The organism is Streptomyces sp. UNOB3_S3 (genome assembly GCF_020740895.1).
Classification (GTDB): domain Bacteria; phylum Actinomycetota; class Actinomycetes; order Streptomycetales; family Streptomycetaceae; genus Streptomyces.
On the sequence record NZ_JAILXP010000146.1, the window covers coordinates 1 to 16867 of the forward strand.

Consider the following 16867-nt stretch of genomic DNA (forward strand, 5'->3'; position numbering starts at 1 on the left):
CTCCCCGCCCTGCGGGCCTGCGCCGGCTGCCCCGTGCCCCGCTACTGCCTGGAGGCGGTGGCACCGCGGGAGAGCTGGTTCGACGGGGTGTGCGGGGGCCGCCTGTGGCGCAACGGCAAGGAGGCCCGGATCCCCGAGGCGCTGGCGGCGGAGGCGGGCCTCACCACCGCCACCCCGACCGTCCCGCACCCGGAGGAGCTGTCATGACCACCGCGCACACGCCCACCGCGAGCCGTCCCGACCACGACCGCGCGGCCGTATGGCTGGGCATCCTGCTCCGCCAGTTCCCCGAGCTGGGCCGGGAGCTCGCCCCGAGCCGCGCCGCCCGCCCCTCCTCCGGCGGCCGCACCACCCGTACGGCCCCGTCGGCGCCCATCCGCCTGTTCATCTCCGACACCATCCGTGACATCACCGACGGAGTGGTGGAGCTGGAGGAGGCGGTCTGCGAGAAGCTGCGCCTCCCCCGGCCGCGACGCGCCGGCGTGGAGGAGCGGCTGACCCGCCTGATCGTCCTGCTGGACCACGTCGCCGGGCGCCCCGACCCGGTGCTCGCCGAGCACGTACGGACCGAGGCCCGCCGGATGGCCCGGCGCTGCTCCCTCGCACTGGGCGACGCCGAGACGCCCGTACGCGTACGCGGCCGCTGCCCGCACTGCGACTCCGTCTCCCTGCGCGTCTTCCCGCACCGCGAGACGGTCCTCTGCGTCAACCCCGGCTGCCGCTGCGCGGACCCCGCCTGCGCCTGCCGTACGGACCGCGGCCACCGGCACTCCTGGGCGCGCGCCGAGTGGCCGCGGCTGGCGGAGGCGACGGAGGGCGACCTGGCGGAGATGGCGGCGGCGCAGGACGAGGACGGATACGAGGAGGGCTCGAACCGATGACGACGACTTCGACGACGCTGGTGACGGCGCGACTGGCCGCCGACGAGGTGGCGGTGGCGCCGGACACCATCCGCAAGTGGGTCCAGCTGGGGCATCTGACCCCGGCGGGCCACCGCGGCAGGGCGAACCTCTTCCGCCTGGAGGACGTCTTCGCGGCGGAGCGCGCCACGCGCCGGGCGCACGAACGACGCGAGGGGCGCGCGACGCCCTCTATATAGAGGGGACACCTCATCAAAAGAGGCCCCACACAGGCCTGTGCCCCGCGACTCGGAAGAGCCGCGGGGCACAGTGCTGCTGAACGCCCTCTGTCAGACGTCAGTCATGTCGTACGAGCCGATGCGGTACACCTGAGCGCCGGCGGCGTCCTTGCGCTTCTGGCCCATGGCGTCGATGGCTTCCTGCCAGCCGTTGACGAAGCCGCTGACCTCGGCCTCCTCGACGGTCTTCCCGGCTATCTTGCCGACGACGGCGGTCAGCGCCCGGGCGACCTCGTCGGTGAAGAGCCCCGACTGCCCCGACTCGGCGGCGACCTCGACGGTGGCGGCCACGACGTCCGTGAGCAGATCACTGCGCGCGCTCACCACGTGGTCCCCCCGCAGACCACGATTTGCTCGCTCATGCCACCCCCAGGTGCTTTCCGCCGACTCATTTGCCCTTCCGTGACACCTCCTGAGTATCTGTCGTGAGATGGCCAGGAGTGTGCGCGATCGCCCATTAATCTATCCCGACGGTCTGACACCTCGTCCCCTCAGCACCGGACCTCGCGATATCTCCCGGAGGGCGTCCGGTCGAACATAAGATCACTCCCAAGTGTGACGTGTGCGACGCACTGGCCGGTAGGGGATTAAGGGGACGGGTGGGGGCAGGCATGTGGGGACGGAGACGGGCCCAGCGGGTCTACGACGTGATGCTGGCGGAGACCCGCGAGTCCTTGGCCGGCCTGATGGAGACGGCGGACGACACCCACCGGATCCTCCTGGGCGCGTACGGGAGCCTGTGCGGCGCGCGCGACCGTGTCGAGGAGCTGCTCGGCCAGGGTGACGGCCTCCCGGCGAAGTCGGTCCGCGCGGAGGTCCTGGACGGCGTCGAACGGCTCTGGGGCGAGCACGAGGACCGGATCACCGAGTACGAGGAGATGCGCGCCGCCTGGCGCGACGGCGTCGGGCACGCCGACATCGACGACATGGAGCCGGCGGTCGACTTCTTCGCGGAGTTCGCCCGCCAGGCCGTCCCCACGATGGAGGCGATGCACTCCCTCATGGAGAACCTCGGCGACCTCCAGCGGAGCCTCCGGGAACTCCGCGACAAGATCGCCCCGATCCAGCAACGCGCCCACGCCGCCTTCGCCGCGGCCTCCGCCGAACTCGCCTGGACCGGCCCCACGGCCCCGGGCAAGTTCGCCCTGGAGGCCCGCCTCCACTCCCTCGGCGACCGCCTCCACGAACTGGACGCGGGCCGCGTGGAACTCCAGCCGGGCCGGACGGTGATGGACTGGTACCACGAGGTCGAGGCCGGAATCGCCGAGATCCGCGACGCGACCGTGTGGCTGGGGCAGTGAGCGGGGCAATCCCCAATGTGTCCGTGCGCGGGTTTGCCGGCAGGGTGATCTGGTCGCTCATCGCCCACCCGCGCCGGTCGCGGCGATGAGCGATGCGCTCGCCTACCGGCGGCAAGTCACCACAAAGGTCCTGCGTGTCAGGGCGGACGATGAGCCCAAGCGAATCGCCGACCATTGACGGGTACGGGTACGTACCCATACCCTTCGCGGGTGACCGGAAGGAGCGCCACCATGGCCGACGCCAACATCCGCATCCCCACCGACGCCCGCGATCGACTCGCCGAAATAGCGGCGGCCGAAGGCTTGTCCCTCCGCGCCTATCTCGCCCACCTCGCCGACACCCTCCTCACCCCGGCCGAGCGGGCCGAACGGGCCGAGCGGGCCCGCAAGGTGCTCCGGCAGTGGAACGGCTACGCCCCCAGCACGGCCGAACAGGCCGCCCTGGACGCCGAACTCGACCGACGCCTGGCCGAGGCGACAGCCCGGTGACCGACAGCCTGCACATCATCCTGGACGACTCAGCCATGATCGCGGCAGGCCAGGGCAACATCCTGGCCTCCCGCCTGATCCATCGGGCGCACGCCGAACCGGGCTGGTTTCTGTACGCACCGGCCTGCGCGCTGGTCGAAGCCGACCGTCGCCGCCCCGGCACCGCCGAGCACATCGCCGCCCTACCGGGGGTCACCGTGATCCCTCTGGATCTACCCGCCGTCCTCGCCGTGGCACACGAGGACACCTGGGCCGAGGCGCACACGCGCTACACGGCCCAGCCCGCCCTCGACCGGCCCGACGGCGCGATCGTCGCCACCGCCGACCCGGATCGCTGGAAGGGGCAGCCCGTCCGGACCCTGGACCTCGGCCCACCACCTCCCGACCACACCTGATTGCGCGCTCGAAACTTCTTGTTGCGCTCGCGCGCGATCTCGTTCACAATAGATGCAGCGGCGGAGCTGTGCCCACGACAAGGGCGCGGCCCGCCGCTTCGCGTTGAACGGCCGGCGACGACCACTTCCGCGTGCCGCATGACAACGGCCCCCGCCCCGAAAGGGGACGGGGGCCGTTTGCGTGGCCCCGAACACGACCGACGCGCCGCGCCGTTCGACGCCTTTCTTCCTCACCCGCCAACCACCAAGAAAAGAAAGGGGGCAATCACAGAGATGGCCAATACCGCCAAGGCCCTGCTTGACGAAGCCGCCAAGCACATCGGCTACAAGGAAGGCGCGAACAACGACAACATGTTCGGCCGTTGGTACCCCATGAACAACGAGCCGTGGTGCGCGATGTTCGTGTCGTACTGCGCCTGGAAGACGGACAACGACGACATCATCCCGAAGTTCGCCTACTGCCCCAACGGCGTCGCCTGGTTCAAGGCCCGCGACCTGTGGAGCCGGACTCCCTCCGTCGGCGCGATCGTGTTCTACGGAACCGAGGGCCAGGACCACGTCGAGATGGTCGAGTCGTTCACCGACTCCGAGATCGTCACCATCGGCGGCAACACCAACAACGACGGTTCGTCGAACGGCGACGGCGTCTACCGCCGCCGCATCAGCCGCAGCAACCCCCGTATCTACGGATACGGCCACCCCACCTACAAGAATGATGAGGACCTTGACATGCCGAAGCGCGTGAGCCTTGCCCGTAAGACCGAAGTTGCCCTGAAGCGCAACACCGTTACGCAGATCCCGTTCGACGACGAGTACTCCGACGGTGGCGACCAGCACCCCGACAAGGGCGGCCCGGCGTTCATCACCGGTAACTCCGACTACATCGCCACCGCCGCTGCCACCATCGCCGGCATCGCGCCGGGCATCACCATCCAGACCCGCTTCCTGGAGGTCAACGCCAAGGGCGACGTCGTGAAGGAGGGCCCGATCGAGGAGGCCCTGGCGACGACCGGCAACACCTACGTCACCCAGACCCGCGCCGGTGGCGTCTGCGACCCGGGCAACCACGTCGTGTGGACCATCGAGGTCATCAACGGCGACACCGACGGCAAGGTCACCTACGCCGAGGTCCAGGCCAACTACTGGCCGCGCCCCGCCTGATCGGCTTTATCCGACCGGCACCGGTGATTGGCGAAGCCCCGCACGCGAAAACACGCGGAAGCGTGCGGGGCTTCGCGCCCAGGGCCTCAAGGGTCCTGAAGGCCCCATCCGAAAGGCATTCCCTCCCCATGTACGAAGCACGCGGCACTTTCCGCATCGGCCGGGGCGATTTCTCCGTGCCCGCCATTGAGGTCTCCATGCTCACGCCCGCCGACAGCTACGGAGGGCTTACGGCGGAAGAGCACACCCGTGTCTTCCACGCTGTGCTCGACGCCGCGTACGCCGCGATCCCGGAGCGGTTCGAGCGCGTCAACCTCGCCGTCCTCAGCGAGGAGCGCAAGGGCCACGACCTGCGCTGAGCAGCCTCCTGGATGGGCCGGCACTGGTGGCGAAGCTGCTCGGCCCGCCCGGGCCGGGGCCTCGGCGGCGCTCCCCGAGGCGCACCCAGGGGCTCCCCACCTGACCTCACCACCAGAAAGGACACCATCATCATGGTCGCAGTCAGTGACCTTCTGCCGTACAAGCTCTCTTCCCCGCAGGACAAGTGGAAGTTCGACCCCACCCAGCGGAGCAACGCCACCGCGATCCTGGAGGAGGCGCTCAAGGCCGGCCTCGGCTACCGCGGAGCGGTCGTCGGCGTCGCCACCGCGCTCCAGGAGTCGGGCATGCGGAACCTCGACTACGGCGACGCGACGAGCATCGGCATGTTCCAGCAGCAGGACTGGTGGGGCACGCGCGCACAGCGGCTCGACCCGCACTGGACCTCGTGGAAGTTCTTCTCCGAGATGAAGAACATCTGCCCCGGCAAGTTCGGCGCCAACTACCTGACGTCGACGCCGCTCACGCAGGTGGCCCAGGCCGTGCAGGTCAGCGCGTTCCCCAACGCCTACGCCAAGCACGAGCAGTCGGCCGCCGAGCTGATCGCCGAGCTGGTGAACGGGGGCGCCGACGACGAGGCCCCGAAGCGCGTCAGCCTCGCCCGGAAGTCCGAGCTGCCCCTCAAGCGGAACACGGTCACCCAGATCCCGTTCGAGGACGAGTACTCCGACGGCGGCGACCAGCACCCCGACAAGGGCGGCCCCGCCTTCATCACCGGCAACTCCGACTACATCGCCACCGCCGCCGCCACCATCGCCGGCATCGCCCCCGGCATCACCATCCAGACCCGCTTCCTGGAGATCAACGCCAAGGGCGACGTCGTCAAGGAGGGCCCCATCGAGGAGGCCCTCGCCACGACCGGCAACACCTACATCACCCAGACCCGCGCCGGCGGCGTCTGCGACCCCGGCAACCACGTCGTATGGACCATCGAGGTCATCAACGGCGACACCGACGGCAAGGTCACCTACGCCGAGGTCCAGGCCAACTACTGGCCGCGCCCCGCCTAGGAGCCCAGATGAACGAGGCCCTGCTGACGTTCCCCGACGTGGAACGCCTCATCGTCGACAACCTCAAGAACCGGCCCGAGCTGGCCGAGGTCAAGGTCGACAACCGCCCGCCGGCCGACTTCAACGGCACCCAGAAGGCCGTCCTGGTCTCCCGGACCGGCGGCGCCTGGATCGACGACCTCCACCTCGACACCCCCCTCGTCGAGCTGGAGGTGTACGGGCCGGACAAGACCACCGCGCACTCCATATCGCTGGCCGTCCGCGCCGCGCTCCTCCAGCTCCGCGGCACCGTCCACGGTTCCGCGGTCGTCACCGACGTCGTCGAGACCGAGGCCGTTCGCTGGCTGCCGGACTACAACCGCCCGGCGGGCAACCGCTACCTCACCACGGTGCGCTTCTCACTCCGCCCCGCGTAACCGCAACTTCCTTCCGCCTCACAGGCCCTGCCGGCACACCGGTGGGGCCTTTCCCTTCGCCTCCCAAGGAGAACCCATGTCCGGAATGAACCCGAGCGAGATCCGCGTTGCCGGCACCGGCCGCATCCTCCTCGCCAAGCCCGGCACCGAAGCCCCCGCCACCACCGACGCCCCCTGGAGCGACGCCTGGCACGACCTGGGCTACACCAGCACCGACGGTGTGAAGTTCGGCCGCAAGGGCAAGACCGCCAACATCGACACCTGGCAGTCCCTCACCCCGGCCCGCACGATCTACACCGAGCGCGAGCTCACCGTGAAGTTCGGCATGCTCCAGCTGAACGAGGACACCCTGCCGTTCTTCTTCGGCGGCGGCGAGGTCGTCGAGACCGCCCCGAACTCGGGCCTGTACAAGTACGAGATCCAGAGCGACCAGGGCGAGGACGAGCGCGCGCTCGGCGTCGAGTTCACCGACGGCACCGACGTCCGCTACCGCTTCGTCATCCCGCGCGGTGTGGTCACGGTCAGCGATGACGTGGACCTCAACCGCAAGGGCGCGGTGAAGCTGGGCGTCACCTTCACGGCGATGGCGGCGAAGCCGGGTGCGTCGCTGGCGACGTGGCTGATGAAGGACAAGTCGTTCGCCCCGACGGGCGCGCCGGCCAAGTAACCCGGACCACCCGAACCACCTGAATAGCGGGCGCCGCCCCGCCTTCGCCCCCGTCACCGGGGCGGCGCCCGCCCCTCCCCCACCGCTTTCCCTCATCCCTAGGAGCAGTACATGCCCGCTTTCGATGTCAACGCGGCCCGCGCCCAGCGCCTGGAGGCCCACGGCAAGGCGTGGTCCTTCCAGCTGGACGGCGACACCTTCGAGCTCCCCACCGAGATCGGCCACCGCACCGCCCGCGCCCTGCGCGAGCTCGACGACAACGACGTCGACGGCCTGCTGGGCCTGCTGCTGGGCAAGGAGCAGTTCGCGCGCCTGGTCGAGCACGACCTGACGATGCAGGACATCGCCGCGATCCTGGAGGCCTACGGCCAGGAGACCGGGCTCGGCCTGGGGGAAGACTGAGCCTCGACGCGTTCGTAGCCGAACACGCCGAGGCTCTGGAAGCCGATCTGCTGCGGCACTACGGCGTGGACCTGCTGGACTGGCACCGCGGAACGCTCTCTTCGAGGCGGCTCGCGGTGCTGGTCAAGCACATGCCACGCGACAGCGCGGTGAACCGTGACCTTCACGGGGAGGCCGTGGAGTGGGACGCGTCGACACATCTGCTGGCAGCGCTGGTCGACCACACGGCCGTCTCCAACTGGATGACCGCCACGATCAACAGCGGCGAGGACGCGGAGCCGCTGGACTATCCGGAGCCGGTGTCCAGGCCGGGCTCCCGGGAAGCCGATTCCGAATCGGCCGAGCCGCGCCAGGCGGCACGCGAGTCATCGACAGGTGCGCCCAGCAGCAATCAGCTGGCAAGCTTCTTCGGCTGACCAAGCGTACGAATTCCGGATCATATGAGCGGGCCCCAAATAAACGCCGACAGGCCGAGAGCGACAAAGAAACAAGCGGCCTTCAGGTGAGGGATCCTCGGGAGCTCTTCGCCGACGAAAATGCGCCCGGGGTCCTTGGGGTCGTAGGTTATCGTCACATCCCGGCCCTCCTTGACGACAACCCTGTCGGACAGGAGCAGAACTTCTTTCTCCTCATCGCCGACAGGGTTTCGGTGAAGCAAGTGCCTCACCTCTCCGCCAGGGCGCCTGTTAACGAATTTGCAGCGCGCGGAGACAGTGACGCCACGGCGGTGAGCCCGCATATCGGAAACCACAAGAGCCAAGCCGAGAGATACCCAGCAGGCCCCCCAGAGGAGCACTATCCAAAAAGCGGCCTCGGATATCCCCGACGCATTGATGGCAACCGTCATACCCCCACCTTCCATCAAACCTTGATCAGATCATCAGGCAGCCTAGGCCCCAGGCGGAGCTTCGGTCAACGCAGCACGAAACAGGAGGCCAGATGTCCACAGCGGAAGAGCGCCTTAGCAAACTCGAAGCAGAGATAGGCCAGAAGGCAGACAAGAAAGAGCTCGAAAAGAAGCAGGACAAGAGCGACAACAAGGGGTTCAAGGCCGACGACCCCAATAAGCTCGTCCCCGGGGAGACCGACTCCAAGGAATGGAAGGTCACCTGGAAAGAGATCATTGAATTCATTGTCGTCACGAAGACGCTGAGCATCATCAAGGCGACGCTGATACCGACGATCTTCGACGGCGGCAAGACCATCGAGTACTTCCTCGAGAAAAAACTCAATATCAAGCGGACCGACTGGGGCCTGCTGTGGAAGAAAGCCACTCCGGCCCAGACTCCGACCATGGAGGACATCGAAAGGCTCACGAGGGGGCTCAGAAACGCCAATAAACGCATCGATCCGCTGGAGCGGAAGATGCGGGAGGTGCGAACGCGCCAGAATGTCACCAGACAGAACGTACGCCACGGTGACACATTCCCGTCCGGCGGCAACGACTCGGCGCGGATTCACGACCTTGAATTGCGCGTCGCCAACCTGGTGCGTGCGCTGGGTTAATCAACCGCGTTAATCACAGCGCGAATGGATAAAACATGTCTCTAGTGCAGTCCCTCGGCCGCGCCGGCGGCGCCGCCCGAGGATTCAGAACCAACATCGACGCCGCCGGCCGAGCCGCCGGCACGCTCGGTCGTAACGCCGGCACCGCCAATACCAACGTCGGCAGGATCAAGAACTCCGCCAAGCAGTCCACCCGTGAGCTCAAGGGCATGAAGACCGCCGCCGACCAGGCGGCCCGGTCGGTCGCCAAGGCCGGGAAGGAGGCCGGCAAGGGCGGTACGTCCATGGGGAAGTTCCAGGGCGGGCTGAAGAAGGCCGACGGCGGGTTCAAGGGGCTCAACAAGGCCATGAAGGGCAACGTCATCGGGATGTTGCTCGAACTCTTCGCACCGCTCATCGAGAAGGTCGTCGCCATGGCGTCCAAGTCGAAGGCGATGCAGAAGATCATGAAGGTCGCCTTCGACGTCATCGGCAAGGTCGTCGACACCGTCATGAAGGCCATCGGCCCGCTGATGAAGGCCACCGGCAAGATCATCTCGAAGGTCTGGGACGGCATCAAGGCGGCCATCCTGCCCATCGCCCTGTGGATCGGCTCCGCCATCCCCGGCGCGTTCAACACCGTCAAGGACGCCCTGTCCAGCGCCTGGGGCGGGTTGTCCTCCTTCGCCGGAACCGTGTTCAGCGGCATCCTCTCCGCCGTCAAGTACCCGCTCAACGGCGTCATCAGCCTCATCAACTCGGCGATCGGCGCCCTGAACGGCATCAAGGTCTCCATCCCCGGCTGGGTGCCGCTCGTCGGCGGCAAGACCTTCGGCGTCAGCATCCCCCGGATCCCGATGCTCGCGGAGGGCGGTGTCGTCGCGCCCCGCAGCGGCGGTGTGCCGGCGATCGTCGCCGAGGCGGGCGAGCACGAGGCGGTCATGCCGCTGTCGAAGCTCGACCGGCTGCTGACCCGCACCGCGGTCGAGGCACGGCTCAAGGCGGCCGGCGCCAGTACAAGTGGCGGCACCGCCGGGTTCCACATCGAGAACTACTACGCCACCTCGTCCTCCACCCCCCGCGACACCGCCCGAGCGCTGATGTTCCTCGCGAAGGCCCGCGGCTAGGCCCGCGGCCAGGCCCACCGACCAGAAGGAGGAACCCCGCATGGCCGCCGCCGCAGCAGCAGCGCTCCCCAGAAATCCGCTCGCCAACTCCGCCGGCGCGTTCCGCAACTTCGGCTCGGCGCTCGGCCAGGCGGCCCGTTCCGTCCGCACCGTCCAGAACGGGGTCAGGAACGCCGCCCGGGCCGCCGACCGCATCAGGACGTCCACCGGCCAGGCCGGCAAGGAGGCCCGGCAGTTCGGTACAAACGCCAACGCCGCCGGCCGTGCCGCACTGGCCGTCGGCCGACAGGCCGGCACCGCCCACTCCGGCCTGCTGAAGACGAAAACCGGCGCCCAGCAGTCCGCCCGCCTGCTGAAGAACATCAACCGCCAGGCCGCCGCCTCCGGCAAGTCCATCGCCCGCACCGGCAAGAGCGCCGGAATCCTCGGCAAGTTCACCGGGATCCTCGGCGGCAAACTCAAACTGGCCGGCGGCATCATGCAGGCCGTCAACCTCGTGATGAAGACGAACCCGTTCGTCCTCGTCCTCTCCCTCCTCGCCCCCTTCGCCACCGAGCTCATCGACTTCGCGCTGAACTCGGAGCTCGGGCAGCAGGTCATGGAGATGGTCTTCGGGCTCGTCGAGACGTACTTCACCACCGCCCTGACCGTCATCGTCCCGGTGATCACCGGCTATCTCGCCGTGATCAAGGGCGTCTGGAAGACGCTCGAAAGCGTCGTCAAGCCGGTGGTCAAGTGGGTCACCAAGGACATCCCCGGCGGCTTCGGGAAGGTCACCTCCGCGATGGAGAAGGCCCTCCACGGCATGGGCGACTTCCTCCGGACCGGATTCCAGATGGTCACCGGCGTCGTCAAGGGCCCCCTCAACGGGCTCATCGCCTTCGCCAACTGGGTCATCGACGGCCTCAACAGCCTCAGCTTCAACTTCCTCGGCAAGCACTTCGGCGTCGACCTCCCGAAGATCCCGATGCTCGCCGAGGGCGGCGTCGTCAGCCCCCGTGACGGCGGCGTCCCCGTGATCCTCGCCGAGGCCGGTGAGGCCGAGGCCGTACTGCCCCTGCCGAAGCTCGACCAGTTGCTGGCCCGCACGGCCGAGGCCGCCCGGCGCACCGCCCCCGCGCGGGCGGGAACCCGCATCGGCGCCTACCACGAGCCCGAGGGCCGCGGCGCCCACGCCATCGCCTCGGACCTGCTCTTTCTCGCCGAAGCCCACGCCGTCCGCGCCTGAGCCCGCGGCCGAGCCGGCGCCCACACCCACAGCCGCGCAGACGGACCCATACACACGGAGGTGAGGCCCACCCATGCCCACAGCGACACAACTCGACACCGCGACCGCCACCGCTCCCCCCGGCTCACAGATCACCCAGGACGGGCAGATCGAGTGGGCCGGGCTTCTCATGGGCCCCGGGACGCCCTACCAGATCGACGCCAAGGGCCTGACCGGCTGGGACGACCTGCCGGAGCTGGACTCGGCGGACGTGCCCCGGCCCGACCAGCACGGCTCCTGGCCCGGCGCCCAGTGGGCCAAGCCGCGGACGGTCTCCGCGACCGTCTGGCTGCTGCCCGACCGCCCCGACCAGGCCCAGGCCGTCACCCGGGCGTTCCGCGCCGCCACGGCCGTGCACAGCGGCGAGCAGTGGCTCGCCGTGCGCCTCCACGGCCAGACCCTCGCCTGCCGGGCGCGCGTCGACCGCCGCGTCGTCCCGACGGACCGCACCTATGTCACCCACGGCATCGCGTCCGTCTCCATCCAGTGGCTGTGCACCGATCCCCGCCGGCTCGGCATCGTCGAACAGCGGGGCCGGACGGCCCTCCCCGCCTCCGAGCCCGGTCTGCTGTGGCAGCCCGACGGCGGCCTGGAGTGGCCGCTGGAGTGGGGCGACGCCGGCAGCACCGGAGTGGTCACGGTGGTGAACGAGGGCGACGCCCCCGTCAGCCCCGTGATCGAGTTCCGCGGCCCGGTCAACCTCCCGTCCCTCACCCGGCTCGGCGACGGACAGCAGCTGGAGTACGACATCCAGCTCGCCGAGGCCGATGTGCTGACCGTCGACACCACGGACGGAACGGTCCTGCTCAACGGCACCGCGTCCCGGCTCTACACCGCCACCTCCCGCTCCACCCCGGAGCAGCTGTTCCAACTGGAGCCGGGCGACACCTCGCTGGCCTTCCGCGCCGGCCCCGACTCGACCGACCCGCGCGCCTCGGTGACCGTCCGCTGGCGCAACGCCCACTGGTGATCCACCGCCCCGCCGCCCTTCCCGGCCAGCGAGACACCGCCGCCTTTCCCCACCACCTTCCTCGGAGGACGAGATGAACAACGTCCGCAGCGCATGGCTGCTCAACCGCACCGACGCCGGCGGGGGCCAGTCCCGCGTCGACACCCGGCTCGCCCCGCTCGGCACCATGGCCCCGCAGGGCGTGCTGGCCACGCGGGACGGTGTGATCCCCGGCTCCCAGAGCGGCCGGTACGCCATGGACGGCCTGTATGTCTTCGGCGACCAGGTCGGCATGACCGGCAAGGTCGCGCCGGGCCGCGCCGTCGTGCAGGGCGCCGAGCCGGCCGGCTCCTACCCGGTCGTGGTGACCGACTACACCCTCCTCACCTTCGCCGACGGCGACCCGAACAACCCCCGTGTGGACCTCGTCGTGCTGCGCGTCTACGACGCCCAGCAGGACACCTCCAACCGCACCGAGGCCGTCGTGGAGATCATCCAGGGCGTGCCCGGCACCAACCCCGCCGTGCCCTCGACGCCCCGCGCGGCCATCGCCCTCGCCGAGGTCACCGTCCCCGCCGGGGCCTCCGCCGGCAAGGGCGGCATCCCCTGGGACACCGTCCGCGACCGGCGCCGGGCCACCGTCGCCGTCGGCGGCATCATCCCGCGCGGCTGGGGCCAGAACTTCCCCGGCGGCTACGTCGGCCAGTACCGCGACACCGGTACGAGCCTGGAGCGCTGGGACGGCACCCAGTGGAAGCAGTACCCGGAGCCCCGGGCGGGCTGGCGGGACTACACGCCGGTCTGGGGCGGCGACTACGAGCCCCAGCCGAAGGTCAACAACGGCTCGCTGACCGGCCGGTACCTCCACGACGGGTCGATCGTGCACTTCACCGCCACGCTCCGGATCGGCTCGTCCTCCAACTGGGGCGGCCCCGGCCGGAACGGCAACTGGTGGATCTCCCTGCCGGTCCGGCCCACCGGCCCCAGCATGTCCGGCAACCTCAAGTTCCGCACCAGCTCCGGCTACTACCACGGCGGCTGCTACGTGGAGGCCAGCCGGCACCCCAACGGTTCCGCCTGCGGCTGGACCGCCAACAAGTCCTCCGGCCAGGTCGACGGCGGCTGGGTCGACGGCGACTGGCCGGACACCGTCGTCGAGGGCAACTGGTTCACGGTGTCGGGCTTCTACGAGGCGAGCGCGTGACCGTGGCTCCCCAGCAGCCCGCCTACCGCGCCCTCTTCTGCGATCTGCGCACCGACCAGGTCGTCGACGCCCTGCCGCTGACCGGCGTCGAGTTCGACGACTACATCGGCAAGACCGGATCGCTGCGCGCCACGGTGCCCCTGCCGGACCGGGCGCTCGCCCAGCGGGCCCGGTCCGCGCTCCAGCCCGGCCGCACCGCGGTCTGGCTGGAGCGCGGCGGCGAGATCTGGTGGGGCGGCATCCTCTGGACCTGCACGCCCTCCGGCGACGAGCAGGGCCGGATGAGGGCCGAGATCCAGGCCGGGACCTTCGACTCGTACCTCGACCACCGGATCCTGTCGAGCGGCTTCGAGAGCAAGGACGTCGACCAGTTCGACATCGTCCGCGGCCTCTTCGACCACATCCAGGCACAGCCCGGCGGCGACATCGGCATCGAGTACGGCGGCGAGGTCTCGGGCGTCCGCCGGACCCAGAACTACGCCTACACGGACGTCGCCCGGGTCCGCGAGATCCTCGACGGCCTCGCCGCCCAGCGGGACGGCTTCGAGTGGCGGGTCCACTGCTACCGCGACCCCGTCAGCGCGCGGCGCGTCAAGAGCCTCCAGCTCGGCCACCCGAAGATCCACGTCGGCGCCCAGGACATCGTCCTGGACCGGCCCGGCCCCCTGCTGTCGTACAGCCTGCCGAGCGACGCGACCCTCCAGTCCAACGTCTGGGTGGCCCGCGGCGATTCGGCCAACCGCAACCAGGCCGCGGACTCCGTGCCGTCGATGTCGGAACGGAAGACCGCGATCGAGGACCTGGAAGCCGGCTGGCCGCGCCTCGAAGGCACCTCCGACCACAGCTCGATCAGCGACCGCACCACGCTCAACAGCCTCGCCGACGCCGAACTCGCCCGCTCCCGGCGCCCCCAGCTCATCCCCGAGGTCACCATCCGGATCGACGGCCGGATGACCCCGGCGCTCATCGGCGCCACGGTCCGGCTGCGCATCACCGACCTGTGGCACCCGGAAGGGCTCAACGGCCGCTACCGGGTCGTCGGCATGACCGTCTCGCCGCCCGAGCGCGCGAAAGCCGAGACCGCCAAGCTCTACCTGGAAGGACTCTGATGGCCGCCATACCCCTCGACATCCTCGACCGCATCCGCGACCTGGAACGCCAGGTCCGCGCACTGATGGGCAGCGCCAACACCCGGCCCAAGATGGACGAGATCCAGGGCGGCCGGGTCGTCATCGGCGACGGCGGCTCGCTGACCGTGCGCACGCCCGAGGGCAAGGACCTCGCCTACGTCGGGCGGGTGTCGCCCGACCGCGAGGGCGGCCAGTACCAGCAGGGTTTCGTCGTCCGGCGCGACGACGGCTCCGCCGCGATCAGCGTCTGGACGGGCGACCCCAAGGTCATGCCCGACCAGCCCGTCCAGGTCTACGACCGCAAGGGCAACGTCGTCGTCGCCGACGACGCCATGGGCCAGGGCCTCGCCAAGCCGTACGTCCCCTACCCGATGCCCACTCCGGAAGACGCGACCAAGTGGGAGTCCACTCGCTCCACCAGCTGGACCACCCTCTACAACGGCAACGGCATCGCCCAGCATCCCAAGCTGTACTGCATCGTCGCCATCGCCACCGCCGGCAACGGCGGCGAGCTGCGTCTCCTCGTCAACGACCGGCAGATCGGGGCGGCCTCGAAGGACGGCCTCTGGTTCACCGAACCCCTCGGCCTGGACTTCGGCACCCGCGTCACCTTCAAGGTCCAGGCACGCGCGGCCAACAGCAACAGCACCGTGTGGTGCTCACCCCGCGCCTTGTACGGCGTCCAGTCCTGAAGTCGGTCAGACATCCCTGTGCCATAGGAAGACATATCCCGTGCTCCCCAGTGCCATCCCCACCGTCACCGTCACCGCCCACTACCTCTCCATAGACGGCCACGCCCTCACCGGCACCGTCACCTTCGAACCGCCCCCGCTGCTCACCCACAGCGAGAGCGACGTCATGCTCGGCGGAATCGTCTCCGCGCCCCTCGACGCCGACGGACGGATCAACGTCACGCTGCCCGCCACCGACGCGCCGGGCATGAACCCCGCGAACTGGGCCTACACCGTCACCGAGAAGCTGTCGGGGCTGCCCGCCCGCGCCCCGTACAAGATCCTGCTGCCGGCCGCCCGCCCGAAGGCCGACCTGGCCGACATCGCCCCCAGCGATCCCGGCACCCCCGACTACATCCCGGTCGCCGGACTCCCCGGCCCGCCCGGGCCGCCCGGCCCGGCCGGCGCCCCGGGGCCCGTGCGCTCCGTGAACGGCCGCACCGAGGCCGAGATCCGGCTCACCGCCAAGGACGTGGGCGCGCTGCCGGTCACCGGGGGCACGGTCACCGGCACGTTCACCGTCCGGGGAGCCGGTGACGGCCCCGCCGTCGACGTGCAGGACACCACGGGCGCCAGCCGCGTCCGGATCGACTCCGCCGGTGGCCTCGTCGCCACCGCCGACGCCCGCTTCACCGGCAATGTGCAGATCGGCGCGTCCGTCACCGACAGCGCCGGCGGCCAGGCCGTGCTCGGCATCAAGAACGTCACCGCCGTGCCCACGGGCAAGCCCACCGACGGCATCGTGGTGTACGCCAACGGCGGCGTCCTCGCCTACCGCAAGCCCGACGGCACCACGGTCACGCTCGACGAGCGCGCCGCCGGTGTGCGGTCCGTCAACGGCCGCAGCGGCGTCGTGGACCTCACCGCGGCCGACGTCCGCGCGGAGCCCGCCGGCCGGTCGGTCCTGCTCTCGGGAGCCCAGACCGTCGAGGGCGCGAAGACCTTCACCACCGCGCCCTCCACCACGACCGACCCGACCGCCCCGGAGCACCTCGCCCGCAAGTCCTACGTGGACGGCGTGGCGCGGGCCAACGACTGGGTACCGGCCGATCTGGGCTTCCTCGCCTGGACGTTCGACCCGGGGCTGGGGGACGGCAAGAGCCCGATCAACTCGTCGACGCCCGGCGACATCCCGGCGAGCGGACGCATCTACTACAACGCGGTGGTCCTCCGCTCGGCGGCCACCGTCAAGGAGATCTGCACCCACACGCTCGGCTACTCCGGCGCGTCGGGCGGGATCGGGGCGGGATCGTTCGCGGGGCTCTACGACGCCGCGGGCAAGCGGGTCGCGCAGACCGCCGACCTCAGCATGGTCTACCCCGAGGCCCACGACATCGGCGGCATGACCTCGTTCCTGCCGCTGAGCGCCCCGGCGACGCTCCAGCCCGGCATCTACGTCATCGCGCTGCTGCTCAACTACTCCAACTCGGCCAACGCGCCCCGGATCATGACCGGCAACGGCGGATACGACGTCCCGGGCAGGTTCGGCCGCCCCGGCACCGTCCCCCGCACGGTCATGTCGCCCACGAAGGGCAACACGGCGCTGCCCACCGACGTCGACTGGGCGGGCGGCACCATGGCGCTGGGCACCCGGTACTGGTTCGCGCTGGCCTGACC

22 protein-coding genes and 1 pseudogene are annotated in these 16867 nt (G+C 69.8%); 21 read left to right on the plus strand and 2 right to left on the minus strand.

Features of this window, described 5'->3' with window-relative positions:
- The 3 genes and pseudogenes from K6I33_RS17535 to K6I33_RS17545 form a co-directional block, all read left to right on the plus strand.
- Positions 1 to 207 (plus strand): annotated as a pseudogene (locus tag K6I33_RS17535) (hypothetical protein); the annotation flags it as partial.
- Positions 204 to 881: a hypothetical protein gene (locus tag K6I33_RS17540; RefSeq protein WP_229353208.1), complete on the plus strand. Its 678-nt coding sequence runs from the start codon at positions 204 to 206 to the stop codon at positions 879 to 881. The pseudogene K6I33_RS17535 and the gene K6I33_RS17540, both read left to right, overlap by 4 nt.
- Entirely contained in the window at positions 878 to 1099 is a 222-nt protein-coding gene (locus tag K6I33_RS17545; protein ID WP_229353209.1) for a hypothetical protein, read from the plus strand. The genes K6I33_RS17540 and K6I33_RS17545 overlap by 4 nt, the downstream gene beginning before the upstream one ends.
- Before the next feature lie 90 nt (positions 1100 to 1189).
- On the opposite strand, the gene K6I33_RS17550 is transcribed toward K6I33_RS17545, so the two are convergent.
- A complete protein-coding gene (locus K6I33_RS17550) occupies positions 1190 to 1462 on the minus strand; it encodes a hypothetical protein (RefSeq protein ID WP_229353210.1) in 273 nt (90 codons plus the stop codon).
- 287 nt (positions 1463 to 1749) lie between these two features.
- Here K6I33_RS17550 and K6I33_RS17555 point away from each other — a divergent pair, with 287 nt between their 5' ends.
- From K6I33_RS17555 to K6I33_RS17600, 10 genes are all read left to right on the plus strand, one after another.
- Positions 1750 to 2439 (plus strand): hypothetical protein, encoded by a 690-nt coding sequence (locus K6I33_RS17555; RefSeq protein WP_229353211.1) that lies wholly within the window; start codon positions 1750 to 1752, stop codon positions 2437 to 2439.
- A gap of 231 nt (positions 2440 to 2670) precedes the next feature.
- Positions 2671 to 2928 (plus strand): hypothetical protein, encoded by a 258-nt coding sequence (locus tag K6I33_RS17560; RefSeq protein ID WP_229353248.1) that lies wholly within the window; start codon positions 2671 to 2673, stop codon positions 2926 to 2928.
- Positions 2925 to 3323 (plus strand): hypothetical protein, encoded by a 399-nt coding sequence (locus tag K6I33_RS17565; RefSeq protein ID WP_229353212.1) that lies wholly within the window; start codon positions 2925 to 2927, stop codon positions 3321 to 3323. Before K6I33_RS17560 ends, K6I33_RS17565 begins: the two co-directional genes overlap by 4 nt.
- Before the next feature lie 273 nt (positions 3324 to 3596).
- Complete coding sequence (locus K6I33_RS17570) at positions 3597 to 4484, plus strand: CHAP domain-containing protein (RefSeq protein WP_229353213.1); 888 nt, start codon at positions 3597 to 3599, stop codon at positions 4482 to 4484.
- A 128-nt stretch (positions 4485 to 4612) separates the two neighbouring features.
- The gene (locus tag K6I33_RS17575) at positions 4613 to 4843 is read left to right on the plus strand and encodes a hypothetical protein (protein WP_229353215.1); all 231 of its coding nucleotides are present in this window, start codon (positions 4613 to 4615) and stop codon (positions 4841 to 4843) included.
- A 132-nt stretch (positions 4844 to 4975) separates the two neighbouring features.
- The gene (locus K6I33_RS17580; RefSeq protein WP_229353217.1) at positions 4976 to 5872 is read left to right on the plus strand and encodes a hypothetical protein; all 897 of its coding nucleotides are present in this window, start codon (positions 4976 to 4978) and stop codon (positions 5870 to 5872) included.
- Positions 5873 to 5880: 8 nt separating this feature from the next.
- On the plus strand, positions 5881 to 6288 hold the full coding sequence (locus tag K6I33_RS17585) for a hypothetical protein (RefSeq protein WP_229353223.1): 408 nt from the start codon (positions 5881 to 5883) through the stop codon (positions 6286 to 6288).
- A 76-nt stretch (positions 6289 to 6364) separates the two neighbouring features.
- On the plus strand, positions 6365 to 6955 hold the full coding sequence (locus K6I33_RS17590; protein ID WP_229353224.1) for a phage tail protein: 591 nt from the start codon (positions 6365 to 6367) through the stop codon (positions 6953 to 6955).
- A 111-nt stretch (positions 6956 to 7066) separates the two neighbouring features.
- On the plus strand, positions 7067 to 7357 hold the full coding sequence (locus K6I33_RS17595; RefSeq protein WP_229353225.1) for a hypothetical protein: 291 nt from the start codon (positions 7067 to 7069) through the stop codon (positions 7355 to 7357).
- A gap of 65 nt (positions 7358 to 7422) precedes the next feature.
- On the plus strand, positions 7423 to 7773 hold the full coding sequence (locus K6I33_RS17600; protein ID WP_229353228.1) for a hypothetical protein: 351 nt from the start codon (positions 7423 to 7425) through the stop codon (positions 7771 to 7773).
- Between the two features lie 20 nt (positions 7774 to 7793).
- On the opposite strand, the gene K6I33_RS17605 is transcribed toward K6I33_RS17600, so the two are convergent.
- Positions 7794 to 8204 carry a DUF3592 domain-containing protein gene (locus tag K6I33_RS17605; protein WP_229353230.1) on the minus strand — a complete coding sequence of 137 codons (411 nt, stop codon included), beginning with the start codon at positions 8202 to 8204 and terminating at the stop codon, positions 7794 to 7796.
- 92 nt (positions 8205 to 8296) lie between these two features.
- Between K6I33_RS17605 and K6I33_RS17610 the strand changes: the two genes are divergently transcribed.
- The 8 genes from K6I33_RS17610 (at position 8297) to K6I33_RS17645 (ending at position 16865) form a co-directional block, all read left to right on the plus strand.
- Positions 8297 to 8863, plus strand: coding sequence for a hypothetical protein (locus K6I33_RS17610; protein WP_229353232.1), 567 nt, complete (start codon positions 8297 to 8299; stop codon positions 8861 to 8863).
- A gap of 35 nt (positions 8864 to 8898) precedes the next feature.
- Positions 8899 to 9969 carry a phage tail protein gene (locus K6I33_RS17615; protein WP_229353234.1) on the plus strand — a complete coding sequence of 357 codons (1071 nt, stop codon included), beginning with the start codon at positions 8899 to 8901 and terminating at the stop codon, positions 9967 to 9969.
- 40 nt (positions 9970 to 10009) lie between these two features.
- Positions 10010 to 11197 carry a hypothetical protein gene (locus K6I33_RS17620; protein WP_229353236.1) on the plus strand — a complete coding sequence of 396 codons (1188 nt, stop codon included), beginning with the start codon at positions 10010 to 10012 and terminating at the stop codon, positions 11195 to 11197.
- Positions 11198 to 11270: 73 nt separating this feature from the next.
- Positions 11271 to 12206: a phage tail domain-containing protein gene (locus K6I33_RS17625; RefSeq protein WP_229353238.1), complete on the plus strand. Its 936-nt coding sequence runs from the start codon at positions 11271 to 11273 to the stop codon at positions 12204 to 12206.
- Between the two features lie 73 nt (positions 12207 to 12279).
- Positions 12280 to 13389: a hypothetical protein gene (locus K6I33_RS17630; RefSeq protein ID WP_229353240.1), complete on the plus strand. Its 1110-nt coding sequence runs from the start codon at positions 12280 to 12282 to the stop codon at positions 13387 to 13389.
- Positions 13386 to 14498 carry a hypothetical protein gene (locus tag K6I33_RS17635; protein WP_229353242.1) on the plus strand — a complete coding sequence of 371 codons (1113 nt, stop codon included), beginning with the start codon at positions 13386 to 13388 and terminating at the stop codon, positions 14496 to 14498. Before K6I33_RS17630 ends, K6I33_RS17635 begins: the two co-directional genes overlap by 4 nt.
- A complete protein-coding gene (locus tag K6I33_RS17640) occupies positions 14498 to 15211 on the plus strand; it encodes a hypothetical protein (protein ID WP_229353244.1) in 714 nt (237 codons plus the stop codon). Before K6I33_RS17635 ends, K6I33_RS17640 begins: the two co-directional genes overlap by 1 nt.
- Positions 15212 to 15251: 40 nt before the next feature.
- Positions 15252 to 16865 carry a phage tail protein gene (locus tag K6I33_RS17645; protein WP_229353246.1) on the plus strand — a complete coding sequence of 538 codons (1614 nt, stop codon included), beginning with the start codon at positions 15252 to 15254 and terminating at the stop codon, positions 16863 to 16865.
- Positions 16866 to 16867: the final 2 nt, after the last annotated feature.